Origin of the sequence: Bartonella sp. ML69XJBT, assembly GCF_028618515.1 — a bacterium.
Taxonomy (GTDB): Bacteria; Pseudomonadota; Alphaproteobacteria; order Rhizobiales; family Rhizobiaceae; genus Bartonella.
Genome location: NZ_JAQITB010000008.1, coordinates 41,870 through 59,671, shown reverse-complemented (window position 1 = coordinate 59,671; position 17,802 = coordinate 41,870). Strand labels below are relative to the sequence as shown.

At 36.3% G+C, this 17,802-nt stretch carries 11 protein-coding genes and 1 tRNA gene; 10 read left to right on the top strand and 2 right to left on the bottom strand.

Annotated features, from left to right (window positions below):
* Nucleotides 1-395: 395 nt before the first annotated feature.
* From PVV68_RS04230 to mazG, 8 genes are all read left to right on the top strand, one after another.
* The gene (locus PVV68_RS04230) at nucleotides 396-4,958 is read left to right on the top strand and encodes a hypothetical protein (RefSeq protein ID WP_273720703.1); all 4,563 of its coding nucleotides are present in this window, start codon (nucleotides 396-398) and stop codon (nucleotides 4,956-4,958) included.
* 651 nt (nucleotides 4,959-5,609) lie between these two features.
* Nucleotides 5,610-7,928, top strand: a complete 2,319-nt coding sequence (locus tag PVV68_RS04225) for an NADP-dependent malic enzyme (protein WP_273720702.1) — start codon at nucleotides 5,610-5,612, stop codon at nucleotides 7,926-7,928.
* A 203-nt stretch (nucleotides 7,929-8,131) separates the two neighbouring features.
* Nucleotides 8,132-8,416: an acyl carrier protein gene (locus PVV68_RS04220; RefSeq protein WP_273720701.1), complete on the top strand. Its 285-nt coding sequence runs from the start codon at nucleotides 8,132-8,134 to the stop codon at nucleotides 8,414-8,416.
* 10 nt (nucleotides 8,417-8,426) lie between these two features.
* Nucleotides 8,427-9,602, top strand: a complete 1,176-nt coding sequence (locus tag PVV68_RS04215; RefSeq protein ID WP_273782677.1) for a beta-ketoacyl-ACP synthase — start codon at nucleotides 8,427-8,429, stop codon at nucleotides 9,600-9,602.
* Nucleotides 9,603-9,616: 14 nt separating this feature from the next.
* The gene (locus PVV68_RS04210; RefSeq protein ID WP_273720699.1) at nucleotides 9,617-10,891 is read left to right on the top strand and encodes a beta-ketoacyl-ACP synthase; all 1,275 of its coding nucleotides are present in this window, start codon (nucleotides 9,617-9,619) and stop codon (nucleotides 10,889-10,891) included.
* A 68-nt stretch (nucleotides 10,892-10,959) separates the two neighbouring features.
* On the top strand, nucleotides 10,960-11,988 hold the full coding sequence (locus PVV68_RS04205; protein WP_273720698.1) for a zinc-binding dehydrogenase: 1,029 nt from the start codon (nucleotides 10,960-10,962) through the stop codon (nucleotides 11,986-11,988).
* 6 nt (nucleotides 11,989-11,994) lie between these two features.
* Nucleotides 11,995-12,924: a lipid A biosynthesis lauroyl acyltransferase gene (locus PVV68_RS04200; protein ID WP_273720727.1), complete on the top strand. Its 930-nt coding sequence runs from the start codon at nucleotides 11,995-11,997 to the stop codon at nucleotides 12,922-12,924.
* A 31-nt stretch (nucleotides 12,925-12,955) separates the two neighbouring features.
* Nucleotides 12,956-13,777, top strand: a complete 822-nt coding sequence (gene mazG / locus PVV68_RS04195; RefSeq protein ID WP_273720697.1) for a nucleoside triphosphate pyrophosphohydrolase — start codon at nucleotides 12,956-12,958, stop codon at nucleotides 13,775-13,777.
* 66 nt (nucleotides 13,778-13,843) lie between these two features.
* Here the strand turns inward: mazG and PVV68_RS04190 are convergent, their stop codons facing one another.
* A complete protein-coding gene (locus tag PVV68_RS04190) occupies nucleotides 13,844-14,221 on the bottom strand; it encodes an iron-sulfur cluster assembly accessory protein (protein WP_273720696.1) in 378 nt (125 codons plus the stop codon).
* 644 nt (nucleotides 14,222-14,865) lie between these two features.
* Here PVV68_RS04190 and PVV68_RS04185 point away from each other — a divergent pair.
* A tRNA-Pro gene (locus tag PVV68_RS04185) sits at nucleotides 14,866-14,942 on the top strand.
* A 532-nt stretch (nucleotides 14,943-15,474) separates the two neighbouring features.
* On the opposite strand, the gene PVV68_RS04180 is transcribed toward PVV68_RS04185, so the two are convergent.
* Nucleotides 15,475-15,930, bottom strand: a complete 456-nt coding sequence (locus PVV68_RS04180; RefSeq protein ID WP_273720695.1) for an Hsp20 family protein — start codon at nucleotides 15,928-15,930, stop codon at nucleotides 15,475-15,477.
* 283 nt (nucleotides 15,931-16,213) lie between these two features.
* Between PVV68_RS04180 and PVV68_RS04175 the strand changes: the two genes are divergently transcribed.
* A complete protein-coding gene (locus PVV68_RS04175) occupies nucleotides 16,214-17,131 on the top strand; it encodes a serine aminopeptidase domain-containing protein (RefSeq protein WP_273720694.1) in 918 nt (305 codons plus the stop codon).
* Nucleotides 17,132-17,802 lie beyond the last annotated feature (671 nt).

Below are 17,802 nucleotides of genomic sequence, written 5' to 3'. Positions count from 1 at the left end.
AGAAATTATCAGAATGAGAGCATGATTCGTTAATTCTTATCGAAAAAAACAATAGGTACATATCACAAATGTACCTGCAACAGCAGACTTTTTTAACCATATTGTGTACAACGGTCATTATATTGCCACTAACACAAATACAACGAGTTTATAATTCTACTTATAAATTGAAAGTTGTAAACAGTATTTTATTTTTTAAAAAACAAATAATATGTTGTTTTTATTGATCTTTGTAATATTTTTGCACAAGTTAATGTACTGCGTTAACTTTAATCTTGATAAGTTTTTAAAAATTTTCTTGGAGCGTATTCCTTTCTAAATAATTAACAGCTAGTATATCGGAATATCTGAAAAAGGAAGTATCCTTTTTCGGTCTGTAAGAGTACGAGGCGAGTATGGCACGCAGAACCAAGTTACAAACATTTGAAATTGAAGTTGAAGAAGCTCTCTCAAAAGCTATGGACTTTGATTTTGCTAATGCGGAAATTGAAACAATATCATCCAATAATTCTGATAATGTCATTAATGTAGATGAGCTCATTCAAAAGATTGCGATGGCAGAAGAAGAAGTTTTCGCTGAAAATGGTACTTCGACTCTTCTCTCCAATATTCATGATAGTGCTGTTATTGATGAATCCGTTGTTGAACAGCTTTTTGCTTCCAAATCTGGATCTGAACTTTCAGGTGGAACGGTTCATAACAGATTATTATCCACACAACTTTTTCCTGCTAATGATGATATAACAACCCCTTTAAATTATGAATTATTAAAGCAGCGTTCTCCCTCTCGAATCTATTGGTGTACAACAGCACTTAGTGCTTTATGGGCAACAGGAGGTGCTGTTATTGCTCATAAGCTAGCTCCTGCTGGACTCAATTCCTTATCGAATATTACTACTTTTGTTACATCCCCAACAGGACTAGCTATAGCAGCTGGAACAGTAATTCCTATTCTTATATCTTGGGGATTTGCTCAATTAACAAAACGCTCGAATGAATTGCATAATATTGCTCTTCTCATGACCAATGCTGCACAACGTCTCAGTGAACCACAGCATATCTCTGAAAAACAAGCTCTTGCTATAGGGCAGACCATTCGTGAAGAAGTCTCGGCTATGAACGAGGGAATTGAACGTACCCTTGGGCGTGCTGTTGAGCTTGAAGCGATCATACAAGGAGAAGTTCATAATCTGGAACAAGCTTATGCTGAAAATGAGTCGCGCATTCATACTCTCATCAAAGAATTGAGCAATGAACGCATAGCTATCTTAAATCATGCTGACCGAGTTCAGTCAACAATTAAGGGAACACAAGAGCAACTGAGTGATGAATTTGGCTTAGTTACCTCCAAGATTGTAACCAATGTTGAAAAGCTTGCGCAAACTCTTTCCCAGACTCTACAAAAACAAGGAGAAGATCTTGTTGAAAAACTTTCCTATGCCGGTGATGGTGTAACAAATCAACTCGTTGAAAAATTTAATCAAACCACAATGCAAATCCAGCAAAAAAACTCGGAGTTTTTTCACGAATTAGGGAAAAATTTTGATAGTTTCTCAGAACGTTTTGATAATAATGAAAAACAAATAGAGAAAACTTTTCATGAAACTGCTGCTAAAGCTGAAATGCATATTGCTAAAATTGCAACGCATATACAAGCAGCAACAGAGCAAACTCTCTACAGTGTTGATGAAAAATTTAAAGCACTCGATGAATCCATTATTAATCGCAATAATCAGTTTCTACAGAATTTTGATGACAAAGTTATACAGCTCGATGAGAAAGCATACAAACTCTCTGCTAAATTTGATAACGTAACTTCAGAAGCAATTGACGCTTTTGAAAATCGTTTAGCAAATGTTGATCTTTCTCTTAAAGAGCACAGCAATTCCATCATTGAATCCTTCATAGCGCGCAGTCAAGATCTAGAAGATAATGCTGAAAAACTTGGTCATTTCTTGGAATCACATGTCTTGCAAATTAATGCGAATCTTCAAGAAAGAACGTCTGATATCACCGAAGCCTTTACAAGTGGACGGGAAACTATTCTTTCTGCAATCGACAAAAGCAAAGAGACACTAAAAGAAGAAGTTCAACATATCGATAATGCTATTGTTGATATCATACAAGAGTGTTCACAAGACTTCAAATTGCAACTTTCTGATCAAAGATCTCTCATGGCAAACATGCTCGACAGTGAAAAGAATAAAATTGCCGATACATTAAGAACTCAAATTGATGCCCTAGCACAAAATACTTCAAGTCTTGAAAAGATTTTGATTGATAATGTTCAAATTGTTGATCATCAAGCAGAAAATCATGTTGCAAATATCGTCCAATGCACAGAAAAACTACAAAAAGTCATTGCTCAAAGCTGTAATACAACGAGAGATGCTTTAGAAGCACAAGCTAGAAATATTGATATACGTGCCGATGCGCTTCGTGATTCTTTGGCGATTAACAGTTTTTCTCTTAACGAAGTTCTTGCAGATCAAACACGTATACTTGAACAACGGATGGAAACCATTCATAATCTCATTGCCAAAAGTGACATACATGTTGATGCCGCATTAAAACAGCAAATAGGTCTCGTTGAAGATGCAATTGCTGCTAATAATAGAAACATTACCGAAACTGTTCAAGGACATATCAAAAATCTTGAAGGACATGCTGAAATTCTGAAGAATACTCTCTCTCAATCTAACGGAACATTCTTTGAAGCCCTTGAAACACGTATAGAAACCCTCGATGAGAGTTTGGAAAATCATACCCGCCAAATCTTTGAGCGTGCAATTAGCTTAGAAGAAGCATTTTCAGAAAAGCTTGGACAAGTATGTGAAACTATAGAGATGCAAACATCTGTCCTTGAAAAGCGCTCTGATTCATTGCAAACATCTATGATCCTTAATAATGAACAAAGTCAAGCAATTCAACAAGCTCTCGAAACAAGTGTTGATAATATACGGATTACATTGGAAGATTCCGTTAACACAGTTGCAAGTAGTTTGCGTGATAAAGTTGTAGAAGCCTCCGATATTCTTTCTTCTACAAGTGAACAGATACTTTTATCTGTAGAGGACGTTACCACAAAAGCAGAAAATATTCTCTCAGAATCTGGTAACCGCATTGTATCAAACGTTAAACAAACAGTTTATGATACCAGTGAAAAAGTTTTATCCGTCCTGTCTGAGCAAACAGCTCATACGATTGAAGCCTTCACAACAGCCAGTCATAATGCGCAAGCATTGTTGAATGAAACCATTCACACTTCAACAACAGAAATTGAACAAGTCCTCAATGAGCGCTGCAATGTTCTTCATCACTCCATGCAAAATCTGAAAAATAATTTAGGATCGCAGCTTTCTGATGTAAGTGATCGTTTGGAAGACGCAAAAAATCAAACAGCTACCCAAATTTCAGAACATGTTGGAAAAATCACAGAACTAACAAGCAATTTAAATCAAGCAGCGCAAAATACAACGGAATCAATTGGTTGTTTGACACAACATCTGAGTGAACAGCTCTCCCTTTCAACACAAGATGCTGAACAAAGGATCTATGCACACAATGAGTCTTTCGTGAATAGCTTGGCACAAACCAACACTGAAACACTTCAAACAGTAACTGCTCTGAAGGATGATCTTGTCAATAATGTCTCATCGATCGTTGCACAATTGAATCAATCAATTTACAGCTTCCACGAAAATAATAATATTTTATTATCAGCAGTTCAAAATATTGATGGTCAATTTAATGCGGCTGCGAATCATTTTTTCCGCAATACAAACCAAGTGGCAGAGCAGTTATCAGCCTCAAATCAAGCGCTCCATAACAATGTGGAGGTTCTGCAAGGGCTTTCACAAAATACATTTGAACAGATTAGTCATATAACAAATCGTTTTGGGGAACATGCTAAAACACTTTCTGAAACGATTCATGTTCTCGAGCAGTCCGAAAATTCACTTGGTGCAACCCTTGAAGAAAAACACAACATGCTCTCTGCATTAAGCAATGCGCTTGTTGCGAAATCTAATGAAATCAATCAATTGATTGTACATTATGAAAACGTTCTCAACTTAGCATTAGAACGCACAGATAACAATGCGCGTCACTCCACCCATTCACTCCAACAATCACTCAATCAGCTTATTAATGAAGCTTCAGTACGTTTTTCAGGAGCAGCAAAAGATATACGTCGCTCCGCTGATGAAGTTCGTTTAGAACTTTCAAAAATTAATAATGATATTAATGAGAATGTTCAAAAGCTTCCAGAAAAGACAAAAGAAACAACACAAACAATTCGCACAGCTCTGAATGAACAAATTACAGCATTAAAAGATCTCGTAAACGTTATACAAAAGAATAATCAAAAAAATGCCAGTGAACAGATAATGTCGGCGCTTCCTTCATCATCAACACTTAAGAGGAGTGAGAGTATTTCTTCTGAAGTGGTTAAAAAGATAGTGCCGCCTAAACCTGTTTTGCAACAAAACCAAAGCAAAAAGCGGCAAAATAAATGGGTATCGAATCTCTTAGAAAGAGCTTCACGTGAAGAAACTTGGTATGATGAGATGCATGATGATACCGTTTTTGCACCGCTACAAACAAAAACACGTTCTGCAAATGAATCTCTTAATTCTTTAGCAGCGGGTATAGTACAAGCCATGAACCATAATGCTGTTGTTGAGCTATGGGATCATTATCGCCGTGGACAAAAAAACATCGTGACAGAACGCCTTTATACTTCAAATGGGAAAAAGATATTTGAAATGATTAAGAAAAAACATATGAGTGATATGGGTTTTAAACATTCAGTTAATCAATATATTATGGATTTTGAAAAGCTATTACATGATGTGTCACGGAGTTCTGGTTCTTCCAACGCAATTCGGAAATACCTGATATCGGATACTGGAAAAGTCTATACTATGCTTGCTCATGCAAGTGGGCGCATTCAATAGCCAGCAATAAAAGTGGAAAAATGTTTTTTCCACTTTTTCTTTTTTCGTTGTTGTGATTGTTCTCCGTCTTGTAACACATTTGTAACGTTGTGTACCAAAGGTTGAGTATATGATTGATATTAGATTACCTATATATTTAAAGTAATTCCCCTATAAAAACAGCACAACACAATAGGATAAGCACCACAATAGGACAAGCATAAGTCCTCCTACTTCTTTTATTACCCCTTTTATTACTTCACTTTTTTCGCAAGACAATAATCGTCTGTAAATCCTATCCTCACTTATAAAAACGTTAATAAAGCATATGTTTATGACAATCCAGCTCAATGAATAAACCACTCCCTTCTATTCTTCTCAAGCCAGCATTGCAAAAAAAATAACTGCTTGGTAATGTAACCACACGTAATATTTTATTCGTTTTTTTAACTGAGGAACTTCTGCGAATTTTGTTAAGGGGAGAAGATTTATTGTGCTGATATCAATGAAATTGTTTAATAAGCGCGAGTACAAAGAAATATTAAATTGATCGATCTGGGAAAATTTGTTCATGCATTTTTATATTCAGGAAAATTAGGATCTATCAGTGCAAGAAACTTATCGTAGATGGAACATTTCATATAAACATACACTAACTTGGATACCGCAAAAATGTCTAAAGAACGAAATAGTGACTTCAGTTTACAAAAAGCTGAACTTGACAGTGCCGCACTTTTTTATCACCAACATCCCAAACCTGGGAAATTGGAAATACAAGCAACAACACCTCTTGATAATCAGCGTGATCTAGCTCTTGCTTATTCTCCAGGGGTTGCAGCGCCATGTCTTGCAATTCATAAAGATCCCAATCTTGCTGCACAATATACTTCTCGTTCTAATTTAGTCGCTGTTATATCCAATGGAACGGCTGTTCTTGGATTGGGTAATATTGGTCCGCTCGCCTCAAAGCCCGTTATGGAAGGAAAAGCTGTTTTATTTAAAAAATTTGCCAATATTGACGTTTTTGATATTGAAATCGATGCTCCCACGATGGAACAAATGGTAGAGACAGTCTCTGCTTTAGAACCTACATTTGGTGGTATTAATCTTGAAGATATCAAAGCTCCGGAATGTTTTGAAATCGAAGAAAAGCTTCGCTCTCGAATGAATATTCCCGTTTTCCATGATGACCAACATGGAACTGCCATTATTGTTTCTGCGGCCGTATTAAATGCCTTAAATCTTTCAGGAAAAAAAATTGAAAATGCAAAAATAGTTTCTTCTGGTGCTGGTGCGGCAGCTTTAGCTTGCATTAATCTTTTGGTTCGTCTTGGAGCAAAAGTTGAAAATATTTGGCTTAGCGATTTAGAAGGAGTTGTTTATGAAGGTCGCAAGACACTCATGGATCGCTGGAAAGTCAATTATGCACAAAAAACAAATGCACGAACATTATCTGAAATAATTGATAATGCAGATATTTTTCTAGGCGTTTCAGCGGGAGGTGTTTTAAAACCTGAATATTTAAAAAAAATGGCTCCAAATCCACTCATTTTAGCACTTGCCAATCCAATACCAGAAATTATGCCAGAAGAAGCGCGTTCTATAAGGCCAGATGCAATGATCTGTACAGGGCGTTCTGATTATCCCAACCAAGTCAATAATGTTCTTTGTTTTCCCTATATTTTCCGTGGTGCATTAGATGTGAGTGCGACCGCAATTAATGAAGAAATGAAAATGGCCGCAGTTCACGCAATCGCAGCTCTTGCTCGTGAAGAGACTTCAGATATTGCAGCACGTGCATATTCAAAGAAACCACCCAGTTTTGGTCCAGACTATCTCATCCCCTCCCCCTTCGATCCGCGCTTAATACTACGCATTGCGCCTGCAGTTGCTAAAGCCGCAATGGAAACTGGCGTAGCGATTCGGCCTATTGAGAATATGGAAGCCTATTATGATACTCTCAATCGATTTGTATTTCGTTCTGGATTAACAATGAAGCCTGTTTTTGCGGCAGCAAAAACAGCAAAACGTAAACGCGTCATTTATGCCAATGGTGAAGATGAGCGTGTACTTCGAGCCGCACAAATTGTGCTTGAAGAACAAACAGCAATTCCTCTTCTTATTGGCCGCCCTCGTGTTGTAGAGACAAGATTAAAACGCTTTGGTCTAAGAATTCGCCCCGGCATAGATTTTGAACTTACAAATCCGGAAAATGATCCACGTTTTCGTGATTATGTTAATTTATTTCTTCGTTATACAGGAAGACGTGGCGTTTCACCTGAAGTTGCAAAAACAATTGTTAGAACATCAACAACAGCAATTGCAGCCCTTGCTGTGATGCGTGAAGAAGCTGATGCAATGATTTGCGGCTTAGAAGGGCGTTTTGAGCGTCATCTTGAACTTATTGAACAAGTTATTGGACTAGATGCCAATGTTCGTCATTTTTCTGCTGTGAGTTTACTTATTTCTCCACGTCGTACTCTTTTTTTAACGGATACTTACGTCAATGAAGATCCTTCTGCAGAAGAAATAGCAGAAATGACAGTATTAGCAGCACAAGAAATTGAAGCATTTGGTATAACACCAAAAGCAGCATTATTATCACACTCGAACTTTGGTTCAAAAAATACAGAAAGTGCACACAAAATGCGTCGTGCAACCGAAATCCTTAGCAAATTATATCCCGATTTAGAAGCCGATGGAGAAATGCACGGCGATGCTGCACTTTCTACAGTTTTTCGTGATCGTGTTTTTCCTGATTCACGCCTTAAAGGAGAAGCTAATTTGCTTGTCTTTCCAACACTTGATGCCGCTAATATAACACTTAATCTTGTAAAAAATCTCACCAATGCACTTCATGTTGGCCCTATTTTGATAGGAGCCTCACGTCCTGCACATATCTTAACTCCCTCAGTAACTTCACGAGGAGTTGTCAATATGACAGCTCTTGCCGTTCTTGCTGCCAATAGAAAAAAAACGAGTGCAAGGTAAATGGAAATAACTAAACTCATAATAAAAATTTAAAGTTTTTTAAACCTTGACGTGTAAAATTTTATGCATTTGCAAATCTATTTGCCCTATGAAAAAGACAGCTATATTCTAAGATTAAGTCTTTTTTTAAAAGGTAAAAAAGGCTAGAAGAAATGCGTTAAGTATCTTTTGAATTTATCAACTCTATAATAAGGAATTGTGCATTGTCCTCTACGTTTGACAAAGTTGCTGATATTATTGCAGAAATCAGTGAAATTGATCGCAGCATAATCACACCTGAAAGCCATACAATTGATGATTTGGGAATCGATAGCCTTGATTTTCTGGATATTGTTTTTGCTATCGATAAAGCTTTTGGAATTAAAGTCCCTCTAGAACAATGGACACAGGAAGTCAACGAAGGTGCTGTGGCAACAGAAGAATATTTTGTTCTTAAAAATCTTTGTGCAAAAATCGATGAACTCGTTGCCTTAAAAGAGACGGAGTAATGCTTTTACTATGCATCACCAAGCTGTATTTATCACCGGTATAGGACTTATAAGCTCTCTGGGTGAAGGAGTTGATCATCATTGGAAACTCTTGAATGATCCAACACACCCACCAAATCTTGATTATACAACTTTTGCTCCCTACCCTGTCCATACATTGCCTGAAATTGATTGGACTTTACAAATTCCCAAAAAAAGTGATCAACGGCAAATGGGCACATGGCAACGTCTTGGTACCTATGCGGCAGGTCTTGCTCTTGATGACGCGGGCATGAAAAATAATGAACAATTAACATCAACAATGGATATGATCGTCGCAGCAAGTGGAGGAGAGCGTGATATTGCCGTTGATACACAAATTCTCTCCCAAGCACGTACAACAGCTGATCATGCTTCTATGTTAAATTTGCTTCTTTCGACTGAACTTCGTCCAACTTTATTTTTAGCACAACTCTCAAATCTTTTGGCTGGAAATATTTCGATTGTTCATAAAGTAACGGGTTCTTCTCGTACTTTTATGGGAGAAGAAGGCAGTGGACTGTCTGCACTTCAAATCGCTGTTGCTCGTATTCGATCAGGACAAAGCACCCATGCACTGGTAGGAAGTTCTTATAATGCACAAAGTTATGATATGTTATTGGCCCATGAACTTGGAGGTCTCTTAACACAAAACGAGTGGGCACCGGTATGGGATCGTAGAAATTATCCTGGTGGCGGTGTTATAACAGGTTCTGGTGGCATCTTTCTCGTCCTTGAAAATGGTGAACAAGCAAGAAAGCGTAATGCACATGCTTATGCTGAAATTAGCCAGATCATCACGGATCAAACAGATAGAACAAAAATCTCACTTGAAGAAACAATTGTATCAATGTTAGAAACGATGGAAGCGAAATCTGCTTTCGCCATTTCCTCTGCCTCAGGATCTCATGAAGTAACCAAAGCAGAACAAAATGCTTTCGAGACTAGTGATATATTTTACCGTGGTATTACAACATTATTTGGTTATATGCGGGAAGCGCAATTGCTTTTAGCACTTGCACTTTCTGCAGTTGCTGTTGACAAAAGACGCAGTTTCCCGACATTAAGTACACATGAAAAGCCTTTTTTCAAAGAAGTACATGAAGCATTTGTTACAACCATTGGCATTAAAAGAGCTGAAGGCATAGTCCGCCTAACTGCTGCCTGAGGAGAATTTCTATAGTGAAATATAATGATTATTTTGGACGTCCACTTGTGGCAATAACTGGAGCAGGAATTATAACATCACTGGGACAAGGTAAGCAGGAAAATTGGCAAAAATTAACAAGCGGTATGAGTGGTATCCATAAAATAACACGTTTTCCTATTAAAGGATTAAATACCTATATTGCTGGAACAGTTGACTTTCTTAAAGAAAGTACACTTGGTGCTTCAGCTCTTTCTGAAAGGCTTGCTGATCTTGCTGCAGAAGAAGCTTTAGAACAAGCAGACCTTGATAAAACAAATTTTAATGGACCATTATTTCTAGCTGCTCCCCCTGTTGAGCTTGACTGGACAGCACGCTTTGCTCTTGATCAAAAAGAGATATCTATTGAGGAACCTTCTTATGCACATCTTCTTAAAGTCTGCCGCCATAACCTCTATGAGACACTTTTCGAAGCCACACAATTTGGGGCAATTGCAGAAAAACTGCAAAAAAAATTTGGTACAAAAGGACTTCCTGTCACACTTTCTACTGCTTGCGCATCTGGTGCAACGGCAATTCAATTAGGTGTTGAAGCTATTCGAAGGGGAGAAACGAATCGTGCACTCACTATCGCTACAGATGGTTCAGTTTCAGCAGAATCTCTTATTCGTTTTTCATTATTATCTGCTCTTTCAACCCAGAATGATCCTGCAGAAAAAGCAGCAAAACCTTTCAGCCGTGACCGCGATGGTTTTGTTATGGCAGAAGGGGCAGGTGCTCTTGTTCTTGAATCTCTCGAAAGTGCACTAAATCGCAATGCGACAATTTTAGGGCTTCTAGCCGGCTGTGGAGAAACAGCCGATGATTTTCACCGTACACGTTCAAAACCCAATGCATCTCCAGCAATTGAAGCCGTTCGCAAAGCTTTAAATGATGCAAAAATAACTATCAATGAAATTGACTATATCAATGCGCATGGAACTTCAACACCCGAAAATGAAAAGATGGAATATCTTGCATTATCAACAGTCTTTGGAGATGGTTTGAAGCATATTCCAGTCTCTTCTAATAAATCAATGATTGGTCACACATTAACTGCAGCTGGCGCCATAGAGGCTATTTTTTCGCTTTTAACAATTCAATCAGGGATCCTTCCCCCTACAATCAATTATGATGATCCTGACCCTGCTATCCCTTTAGATGTTGTTCCAAATTATAGTCGTAAAGCTTGTGTCAATGCGGTTTTGTCAAACTCCTTTGGATTTGGCGGTCAAAATACCAGTCTTGTTATCACAGCCTATAAAGGATAATCTTTTCAACATTGATCAAACTTGATCATACTAATCTCGTAGCCTTAATACATTAAAGAGGGATAATAATGCGTGCACTGCAACTCTTAAATGAGCGCCAGCTTGAACTCACCAATATTGCTCCACCACCACCTCCCCCTCCCGATGAAGTAACAGTCCGTATAAAAGCCGTTGCTCTTAATCATATTGATGTATGGGGCTGGCGTGGTATGGCTTTTGCTAAAAGAAAAATGCCACTCATAATTGGTGCAGAAGCTTCTGGTGAAGTGACTCAACTGGGAAGTAATGTTAAAAATTTGCAACTTGGACAGATTGTCTCAATTTATGGTGCACAAACCTGCGGAATATGCCAAGCTTGTCGTGAAGGACGTGATAATCTTTGCAGTCATGTAAAAGGCGTCTACGGTTTTCATCTTGATGGATTTGCTTGTGAACTTGTTAATTTGCCAGCACGCCTATTGGTTCCTGCTCCTGCAAAGTGTGATGCGCAGCAAGCAGCTGTTGCTCCCATTACTTTTGGCACTGTAGAACATATGCTTTTTGATAATGCAAAACTACAGGAAGGCGAAACAATTCTGATACAGGCTGGTGGTTCTGGTATTGGCTCAGCAGCCATTCAACTCGCCAAACAGAAAGGATGCACAGTTATCACGACTGTAGGTTCTGATGAAAAAATAACAAAAGCACAATCGCTTGGTGCAGATTATGTTATTAACTACCGTAAAGATCGTTTTGAAGGGGTTGTACGCAAATTAACCAAAAAACAAGGAGTTGATGTTGTTTTTGAACATGTGGGAGCCGATACATGGAGCGGTTCTCTGTTGTGTATGAAGCGAGGAGCACGCTTGGTAACTTGTGGTTCTACTTCTGGAGTTACAGCACCACTCAATCTTATGCATCTATTCCAGCAACAACTGAAAATATTCGGTTCATTTGGTTGTCGTATAGAAAATATGCAAAACGCCATGCAAAAAATGGCCCAAGGCATTGTACATCCTGTCATTGATACAATTGTTGGATTTGATGAAATTGATACAGCTTTAAAACGCATGGAGAGCCGTGATGTTTTTGGTAAAATTATTCTTAAAATCGATTAAGTTATGATGAAATTTTATATTAAAAAAATTATTTATCATATTAAAATAATAGCAAAAAAATTGTTTTATTTTTTATGGGGATATTTCCTTATTGGTTCTCTATCTCTTTTAAAATATTTTCCGGTCAACATTGGAGTTTCTTTCTTTTCTTGGCTGGCAAAAACATTTGGTCCCTTTCTACATCGTCATCAAATCGCTCTTGCAAATCTTAGAGCTGCGTATCCAGAAAAAACCGATGCAGAACTCCAAGCAATTGCAATGGAAATGTGGGAGAATATAGGATGTTTTTTGGCTGAATATATTTTTCTTGATAAAATTTTTGATTTTGATCCTCATGCAGACCAACCAGGTTTTATTGAAGTTAAAGGTATTGAAATATTTCAACGATTAAAAAATGAAAAAAAACCGCATATTTTTTTCACAGCACATACCGGAAATTTCGAACTCCTTCCTATATGCGCGCAAAGTTTTGATCTTAATGTGACAGTGTTATTTAGACCACCCAATAATCCCTATATTGCCAAACGGGTTCTTAAAGCTCGGAAAACGTCCATGGGGCATCTTGTTCCATCCAAAGCTGGTGCAGCTTGGGCATTAGCAGCCAAGTTAGCAGAGGGTAAAAACGTTGGTATGCTTGTTGATCAAAAATTTCGCCGTGGTATTTTAGGAACATTTTTTAATAGGCCACTTAAAACCAATCCTTTAATTATAAAACTTGCACGTCAATATAATTGTGATATTTATCCAGCGCGTTGTATCCGTCTTTCTGGAGGGCGTCACCGTTTAGAATTATATGAACGTGTAAAACTCCCGCTTGATGAAAAAAATGAAATTGATATAGCTGCTTCCACGCAAAAATTAAATGATATTGTTGAAAGTTGGATACGTGAATATCCAGGACAATGGACGTGGTTACACAGACGTTGGGATGATTGATATATCCATAAGCCTTATAGGAGAGGCATAAATGATCGCCTCAAAAGATATTAATGATCTTATAGCAATTGTTACAGCATTACGAAATCGTGAGAGCGGATGTGTCTGGAATATAAAACAAACATTCGAATCTCTCATACCCTATATGCTTGAAGAAGTTTATGAGGTTATCGATGCCATTGAACGAAAAAACCGAACAGACCTTTGCGAAGAGCTTGGTGATCTTCTTTTACAGGTTGTCTATCATGCTACAATCGCTCAAGAAGAAGGAAGCTTTACTTTTGAAGATGTTGTTTACGCAATCACCAAAAAAATGATTCGCCGTCATCCTCATGTTTTTGGTAATGCAGAACAAAGAAAACGGGGGGGTATAGCAGAAGAATGGGAACATATTAAAAAAATAGAATGGGCTGAACAGAAAAAAGGCAGCGAAGAAGCAAATATATCAGAGGATGTGACGAAAAGCATTCTTGCAAAAGTAAAAAAGATTCAGCCAGCAGATCAAGAAGCGCTCGCCTTACAAAAAGAGGCTGCAAAAGTGGGCTTTGATTGGCATGAGAATCATAAGATTTTTGCAAAAATCGAAGAAGAACTCAATGAACTCAAAGAAGCAATCAGAGATGATAAAATATCAGATATAGAAGCAGAATTCGGTGATCTTTATTTTGTTCTGCTGAATCTTGCACACCACCTCAATATTGATTCACAACAAGCATTAAAAAAAACAAATACAAAATTTCGCAATCGTTTTGCCTATATTGAAGAAAGCTTATCCATGCGATCTAAAACATTGGCTGAAACAGCCTTGAATGAAATGGAAGATCTTTGGAATAAGGCGAAAATGGAGAGATAAAAAAAGATCAGATTTCACAAACCTACAAAATGATCGCTTGAATCCCTCGATGAAATCTTACAGTGCTCAATTGATTTTATATGTTTCATTTAACTGATTTTGCAAAGCAGGACGGAGTTCTACCGATTCACCGCACCCACATGCTGAAACTTGATTAGGGTTTTTAAATATAAACCCAGAACGAAGTGTTGTCACTTCATAGTCTACCTGCGTTCCTAATAAAAATAACACAGCATCATGTGCTATAAAAACACGAGCTCCATTTACTTCGACAACATCTGCATCTAATCTCTCTTCTTTTACAAGAGTAATGGTATATTCCATACCTGCACAACCACCTTTCTTGATGCCAATCAGAATACCCCGCGCATCTTTTGTATCCATAATCGCTTTAACACGACCTACTGCAGCTTCCGTTAAACTTATTACCGAAAAACGGCTCATTATTTACTCTTTTCTTGCTCAATAAAGACATTTAAAATGTTTTATTTCCGATATTTTACTTATCTTGCTATATGAGAAATAAAACAACAATTTACCATTTAAATATTTTGATCTTTTCTCATCGGAATAAAAGCTTCATATTCAACAATTTGGATTTGTGATTATGCAATCTGAGATTTCTATTTTATAATCCTTATATCTCATACAAAATACTTATTTTATAAAATCAAAAATAAAGAAAAAATTCTTCAATCTCACGCATTTACCATTGCATTTATAAAAATGGTTATCTTTTTTTTAATTCCTGATGAACAAACAAAAGCCTTAAAAAGCTATCATCCTTGCTCCCATCTCTATGAAGTCCTAAAAAATGAATATGTTTATATGCATAGGGAAATTTACCTTATATCTCCACAAAAGGCGTAAAATAATTCACTACATATGTATATATAACAACCATAAAATCAATGAAACTAAAAATTGAACAACTTAATGATCTATTTTCATGAACAAAAAACTATTGAAATACAAAATTTCGCTTTACGAATGTAAGTTTTTTTTAAGAGCAAGAGTATTTTAGATTTTATTTTTTTTACTTTTCTCTTGCCTTTAAAGAGACAGTCGTTTAGTCGTTTTACACAATTCGGAGCGTAGCGCAGCTTGGTAGCGCACTTGACTGGGGGTCAAGGGGTCGTGGGTTCAAATCCCGCCGCTCCGACCATTTTTTGAGAAACTTTCAAGTCAATACAGAGTGGGTTTATTTGTGGCGTATCATCTCGTTTGGCATATTTTGATAGCGAATTTATAGCAATTTCATTTTTTCAAAGATTTCCCTCACTTTTTTAGCAGATCTTGGTTTTACCACTTTATCCTTTTTTCGATTTTTAGATGTTAAACCCTGCTTAAAAAATTCTCACTTTATGGTGAAAAATAATTATGAAAACAATAAATTATCACTTTTTTCTAATAAATTTTTCTTCTCTCATTTAAACACAGTAAGCCATCTACAAATACAGCATATGCCTCTTTTGTGAATTAAATTACTCTTTCATTATGCAGAGATGAAGTTTAAAAATCTACTCTCTTTCCTCAATTTACAGTGATATATAATAGGAGGATTATCCTAAATTGAGGAAAAAGTCTTTCTTTTAATAAAGAACATTAAAAACGCGAGACAAAAGCCTCGCGTTACTTTGTTATTTGAAGGAATTTATAATCATTTAGCTTTCTCAGCTAAATGCACTTTAGGTCTACTAGGTGTTATCATTTTGCGTGACGGATGATGATGTCTGCACAGTTATTTTTTTAGGTTTTAGCTCAGCAGGCATTTCTCTTTTAAGCTGAATATGAAGAAGACCATCGCCAAGTTCTGCTCCGATAACTTTAACATGATCCGCCAAATGAAAACGCCGCTCAAAAGCACGTGAAGCAATACCTCGATAAAGGAACTCACGTTCTTTATCAACATCTTCAGGTTTTCTTTCACCCTTAATAATCAGCTGGTTACAATGCGTTTCGATATCGATTTCATCTTGAGAAAAACCCGCAACAGCCATAGAAATTCTATAAGAATCTTCGGTTAAACGCTCAATGTTATAGGGTGGATAGGAAGAGACATCATCAGGTTGTGTCCTAGAATCAAACCAGTTAAAAAGATGATCAAAACCTACTGTGGAACGATAAAATGGTGAAAAATCTACTTGACGCATAAATATTGCCCTCCTTTAGAGCGACTATAATTTATAAATTGGCTCACAAAGTTTCCAAATGGCCAACTTTCTCATGAACCCACAGTCCCATTATGGCGACTGCACTATTTATCTGGTAGTCGTTCTATAATATTTCAACGGTATTGTAATTTAAGTTTATAAAAATACATAAAAAGCAATATAATTGTTTGCCTAACTCATCTTCATCATTACATAAATATTCAAATCCTCTCGTTATCTCATTTTGTACTAAGTTACAAAAATACACTGCAAAGGATATCAATTGGAAACACCTCTTTATCCTACAAACTGGAATTCTACCCCTCCCAATATCTATCATAGCTACCTTAAAATAGCCACAAATCGCAAAATTCGTTTTGCTCTAACATATCCTGAAAGAGAAAAATCTAAGGGAACAGTCGTTATTCTCGAAAGCTATGCAAATACTTTAGAAGAATATTTTTTATTAATGAATGAACTGTCTAAACGTGATTTTCATACGGCAATATTTGATTGGTTTGGTCGAGAAAAATCACCACTTAATACAAGAAAACAAAAACGACATCATTATTTTGATATTAACAATGATATAAATGACTTAGATGAATTTCTTAAACAAATTGTATACCCTAACTGTCCACCACCTTACTATATGCTAACCTATGGTATAGGTAGTTTGATAGCACTAAGTGGATTGGATCTTCTTAACCCTCAGTTTAATAAAATGCTTTGCATTTCTCCCCTCTTTGCTCCTTTGGGCAACAAAACAAATGGCTTTCAACATAAATTAACACAATTTCTTTCTGATATAGGTCTTGGCTTTTTACCAGCTAAAGGTGGGAAAAAATTCAAACAAACAAAACAAAAAAATAGACAATTGGGGCACGCTCATAAAACACCTTTCCCCTCTATCAATCCTCCAACATCCCAATGGATGGCATCAGTACTTAATGCAATTGATTCTATGAAAAAAAATATCCTTCATGAGCATTTAAAAATTCCAATACTGTTTATCCTCGCCAATCAAAACAATATTACCAACAACATTGAGGTGCGACAATTATGTCAACAGACACGTTTAACAGACAGTATCACCATTACAGGTGCTGAACTTGATACAATCATGTATGAAGAAAATTACAAAAAACAGTTTTGGGCTGCATTTGATGCATTTATTTCCGCGGATATATCTATGAAATAACATTTCTTAATAAAACCATAATTTGATGTCAGAGGTTAGAATATGCTGATTTTCAATGTGAAAATATGAGCATGTTACGGAATTTTCTATAAGTCTTCATTTATACAATTTAAAGTTCAATATTTAAACTTTAAACGTAAAAAACAAGCGATTATTTGAGATATAAAATTTAATAATTATGCAAAATTTTAAACTTACAAATAATAAAAACATTTAATAAAATGTTTGATATAATATTAAGCTATTTTTCTAATATATCTCTCTATAAAGACCACTGAAAAATAAATATAAGAATTCTACCTTATCGTATAACTTCTCATACTTAAACGCCACAAATTAATATAACACTTCTTTGAATTTACCATATATATTTATAGAGTGAATACTCACATAAATCCCTGAAGTAAGCTATGATTAAGCATGAAAAAGGAGAATAAATTACAATTAATCGCATTTAAGATATTTAGACTCGACTTTTTTATTTCAATGCCACATACATTTCGAATTTAACCAACTCACAACCAATATACTATATTCTTGACAAGAATATAAGAATTAACCATTTTGCCATTCATTCCAATTATGAGCATTTTATCATCTTTTTTATAAATACTCTCTATTATATAATTGGTGTAGCAAAAAACTCTGACGAATGGAGCCATTGGAACATA